General features: G+C 28.1%; 6 protein-coding genes. 1 reads left to right on the top strand and 5 read right to left on the bottom strand.

The annotated features are described in order from the left end of the window. Positions 1 to 53 precede the first annotated feature (53 nt). Positions 54 to 1,742: a DUF11 domain-containing protein gene (locus tag ACRC28_RS08110; RefSeq protein WP_438542953.1), complete on the top strand. Its 1,689-nt coding sequence runs from the start codon at positions 54 to 56 to the stop codon at positions 1,740 to 1,742. A 62-nt stretch (positions 1,743 to 1,804) separates the two neighbouring features. Here ACRC28_RS08110 and ACRC28_RS08105 read toward each other — a convergent pair whose 3' ends face one another. The 5 genes from ACRC28_RS08105 to mntA all read right to left on the bottom strand — a co-directional run bounded on the left by ACRC28_RS08105 (position 1,805) and on the right by mntA (position 4,391). Beyond that, positions 1,805 to 2,056 carry a hypothetical protein gene (locus tag ACRC28_RS08105; RefSeq protein ID WP_438542952.1) on the bottom strand — a complete coding sequence of 84 codons (252 nt, stop codon included), beginning with the start codon at positions 2,054 to 2,056 and terminating at the stop codon, positions 1,805 to 1,807. A gap of 36 nt (positions 2,057 to 2,092) precedes the next feature. Next, on the bottom strand, positions 2,093 to 2,929 hold the full coding sequence (locus tag ACRC28_RS08100; RefSeq protein ID WP_438542951.1) for a DUF4179 domain-containing protein: 837 nt from the start codon (positions 2,927 to 2,929) through the stop codon (positions 2,093 to 2,095). A 176-nt stretch (positions 2,930 to 3,105) separates the two neighbouring features. Further along, positions 3,106 to 3,414 (bottom strand): WGR domain-containing protein, encoded by a 309-nt coding sequence (locus tag ACRC28_RS08095; RefSeq protein ID WP_438542950.1) that lies wholly within the window; start codon positions 3,412 to 3,414, stop codon positions 3,106 to 3,108. A 136-nt stretch (positions 3,415 to 3,550) separates the two neighbouring features. Next, positions 3,551 to 3,979, bottom strand: coding sequence for a hypothetical protein (locus ACRC28_RS08090; RefSeq protein WP_438542949.1), 429 nt, complete (start codon positions 3,977 to 3,979; stop codon positions 3,551 to 3,553). Further along, positions 3,972 to 4,391 (bottom strand): type VII toxin-antitoxin system MntA family adenylyltransferase antitoxin, encoded by a 420-nt coding sequence (mntA, locus tag ACRC28_RS08085; RefSeq protein WP_438542948.1) that lies wholly within the window; start codon positions 4,389 to 4,391, stop codon positions 3,972 to 3,974. The genes ACRC28_RS08090 and mntA overlap by 8 nt, the downstream gene beginning before the upstream one ends. Between the last annotated feature and the right edge of the window lie 277 nt (positions 4,392 to 4,668).

Here is a 4,668-nt window from a genome sequence, read left to right as displayed (position 1 = left end):
TTTTTTTCATACTATACAATAATAATATTTTTTTATTTAAGGAGGTTTTATTTATGCCATCTGTTTCAGGAACTTTAAAACATGCTGGAACTCGAAATGGATCGTTAGGAACATATACTAATCTCGCTGGTTTTAGTATCTGTTTATATTCTCCAAGTTCATCCCTTGGACTTTATGTCAAAACTAATTCTTCTGGTGCCTTTACTTTTAATAGTGTACCTGCTGGCACTTATGTCGTTGTTGAATGTGCTAAAGATAATTTAGGGATTGTAAGCCCTGATGATTTTACTAACGCAACTACTATTCCAGCCCCCGTTCCATCTGACCCTGATTATAGTCAAATTCCATCTCCAATTGCTAATACAAATATAGTAGATTCATTAAGTCAAAATACTTTTAACGTAACTGTTACTACTAGTAATATTACTGGCTTAAATTTTATAGATTCAACAATTAAAAATATTCCCCTTTCCATTCCAACAGGGGTTCTTGTTAATTCAAATATTTTAATTAATGCTGCTAATGGTACATTTGGTACATTACCTGCAGGCACAACTATAAATACATCTCCTTCCTCTTATCCATATACAAATGCTATTACAGCTGGGCAATTAACGTATGGTCAAGGTGTTACTGGAAGTATCTTTTTAACTGAAAACCGATATACATTGCAAAATATAAATACACAAGGTTGGTTTTTTACAACAAATCATACTACTTTTGATGAAAGAGGATATCATTTCTTAATCAATGGTGGTGACCCTAATGCAGTATTATTTAAAGAAACTATATCTGTCCTTCCTAATAGCTTTTACTTAGCTGGAGCTTGGCTTAACATGATAACAAATGCACCTGGTACTTGCAAAATTGGTTTTAGAGCATTAGCTTCTGATGGAGTTACTCAACTTTTTTATGGAGAAACTACTAATATTCAATTTGGTATTTGGGGACAAATTGGCCAAATTTTTAATACAAAGGATAATTCAATAATTTCACTTCAAGTTTTAACAATGTCTTCTGCTGGTGGTGGAAATGATTTTGTTTTAGATGATGTAACTCTTTCTAAAGTAACTTTTGATTCTAACGTTATCCTAACTAAATCTTTAGATAAACCGTATATTTCTGCAGGTGATACTATAACTTACACAAATACTATTACCTATACAACGGCTTTAACATCACCAATTTTCTATGATACTGTGCCTGCTGGTACAACATTTATACCATCCTCTGTAAAAATTAATAGTGTTAGCCAACCAAGCTATAATCCAAACTTAGGCTTTTCAATTCCATCCTCAACTATTGATACTGTTATTACAATCACATTTGATGTTATTGTTGTTACAGTTCCTAATGATGGTTATATCCATAATTCATCAGACCTTTACTACACCTTATCTATAATTCCTGGAAATCCTATCGCAAACTCTATCATGAGTAATACAGTATCTGCTTTAGGTCTTTCCCCTAAGTTATCACTTACTAAATTTGTTAATAAGGTTTTTTCTACTTTTGGTGATACAGTAACTTATACTTTATCCCTTGTAAATACTGGAAATACCTCAGCTAAAAATATAACTTTCTTTGATACAATTCCAAATGGTTGTATTTTAATTCCAAACTCTATTTTTATAGATGGTATTCCTTCAACTAGTATTCTTCCAGAATTGACTCTACCATTAAATGACTTAGCACCAAACGAATCAACAACAATAACTTTTTCAGTTTTAGTAAATAATTAATATCTATTATTAGGCAAATAAAAAGGAACTATTATATCAACTGATATGCTAGCTCCTTTTTCCTAATATTCTTCTAATCTTTGTGATAGTGGCTCTTTTAATATATTTTTAAGCATATTTTTTTTGAATGTTATCATTATTAGATATATTAAAATTCCTATTAATGATATGGATATAATTACTGCCCCTAAGCTAAAGCTTCCATAGATAGGCATCATCTTAGGGATAAAAAATGCTGCAATTAAGCTAAGTGGAATTATTGCTAATATTGCAAAAGTTAGATAATATTTTCCTTCATATGAAATAAGCTTCAAAAAATAATAAACTGCCTATCTCTAGGCAGTCTGCTACTATTTTAAATCATTGATATTTATCTCAAATGTTGCTTCCTCAAATTTTTTCTCTATCCCCAATTTATTTTTTATAAATGGAACAACTTTTATTTTCTTTATTTCTCTATCTCTAATCCATTCATATGAAAGACCACTCTCAGAACCTCCACCTTCAGATGTAAATTCTATTTCCTTATCTTTTTCATCATAAAATTTAAAATCCATACGGTTACCTTCATATCTTAATCTCATTGATAATGGTGTTATTCTTAAATCATTTATTTTAACTTCAATTTCTTTTTTTCCATCTTTTAATTTTAAATTTCTATCTATTTTAATACTTCTTGTATCTTCTTTTACTTTTTTTGTATCTATTTTAAATTTCACACTCCAATCGCCCTTTATTTCCTCTTTTTCTTTATAAGGATATTGGATATCCATACTGTCCATTCCTATTCTTATCTCTATTTCATCACCTAATTCTTCTTTCCATCCACTTGCATTCAATAAAATGTCTATAGTTCCATCTTCATTATCTTCCCCTCTCATTCCTTCTCCATAATGCTCTACCTTTTTTCCATTGCTATAAATTTCTATCTTCCCAAGCTCTGGTACTATATCATACTTTTCTTTTTCCTTAGCCAAATTCTTATCCATATTGTTGTAGTCAATTGTTGTACTTACTAATATTTTTTTATCATCATATATAGCCTCATTTATAATCAACTTAATTCCTTTATCCTCTTTTTCTAAAAGAATATTATCACGTATGAACCCTCCATATTTTTCAATAAGCATTGAAAGTCCACTCTCTTTCTTCTTCATAAGCATTTTTATAATAATCTTATCCTCCATATCTCATCCCCCTTTTCTCTATTTCATTTATCTATACGAACTCTTTCACTCAAACCTATCACTACTTTTCCAATTTTATAAAATAATTTTTATCATTAAAATTTTCCATCTCAATTTAGATTGCTTAGAATACAAGTATTATTCTCCACAAAAATAGAGTATAAATTTCTTATACTCTAATCATTAAGGTTTTCCTCTTTTTTTATATTAAATTCTATAGCATCACATAAAAAATCATTTTTATTATGAATTGAAATTTTTTCAATTGGATACTTAATATATCCCTTTTTTAATTTTTCTTTCAACTTCTTTTCAATATAATCCCTGGCCTCATCCCTCATATTAAACTTTTTTTCTATAAGCTTACCATTATCACCAAGTCGCCCTGAATTAATATAAACACATTCTCTATAGCTCCACATAACATAAAACTTATTACTATTTTTTTCCCTACTACTATATACTAGCCCTACAGCATTTCTCAAGCCTAATCCCCCTAATTACTGCTACCTAATACATACTATGAAAAATTTCTACAGCTTATTTCTTTTCTTTAATTTTTTGCATAAAAAAAAACCTTATTTCTAAGGTCTTTCTATCTTAACAAACTTCTTAATCTATTTAATTCTCTCTATACATTTTAACCATAATATCAATTATTCCAATTACTTTTTCTCTATTTTCTTCAAAAAAACTAATAATTTCTTCTACAGATGGTTGCTTATACACATGAGCAATTCTACTTCTATATCTTCTATACTTATTTAAAAATAGTAATTGTTCCTCTGTCAAAATTTTATTTTCATATAGCTTTTTTAAGCCCTTTTCCATATCATCACTTATTTTATAAATCTTCAATTCTTTCAATGTTATTGATGTAAAATTCTCAATCAATATAAAGTATTCTAGAAAACTTTGCTTTATTGCTGATTTTATTATTTCCTTTAAATCTTCATCCTCTACTTTTTTATATCTTTCCAATGCTTTTTCTAAAAGAGCCACTGTTTCTCTCTCATTTTTTATAATATCATATAATCGTTCCTTATTCATTCAACACATCTCTCTCTCTAAAAAACCTAAAAGTTTCATTATATTTATATTTTTTATTAACCTTTTCATAATCTTTATCATATAAATTTTTTTCATCATTATAGACTAAAATTCCTGTATCATAAACATTTACCTTGAATCTAATGTCCAATTCTTCATTATCTAAATTTATTAAATCAATTTCCTTATCAAATATTATCTCTAGTCTTTCTTCTAGCTCCATAATACTCATTAAATCTAGCTTTTTTTCACTTAAAATTGCAATATCAATATCAGAATCTTCATAAAAACTATTTTCCGCAAAACTTCCAAATAAAATAACTCCATTTATATTCGCATCTTTATACATACTAATACATTCTTCTGATTTAAGCTTTTTTATTACAATATCTCTATTTAAACTTTCACTCACTAGCTCTCACTCCACTCTTTCAAACTTTCTCTGTTCTCTTTACTCTTATTATAACCAACTTTCACCCTTTATTAAATAAATCTTTTCTATACTCTTTTTATATTTTTGTATAAAAAAAACCTTATTTCTAAGGTTTTTTTCTATCTTATTAAAGCTAGGGGGTAGCCAATAAGAGATTCCATGGGGGATGGATATAAGTAAACTCTAAACTTCATTTCAGTTAACGAGCTTACGCTTTAGTATAAATAAGACGTGATTCAGGTAGAATTCTAAATTC

Source organism: Clostridium sp. (assembly GCF_051650885.1).
GTDB lineage: Bacteria > Bacillota > Clostridia > Clostridiales > Clostridiaceae > Clostridium.
This window is presented reverse-complemented; position numbering and strand designations above follow the sequence as displayed.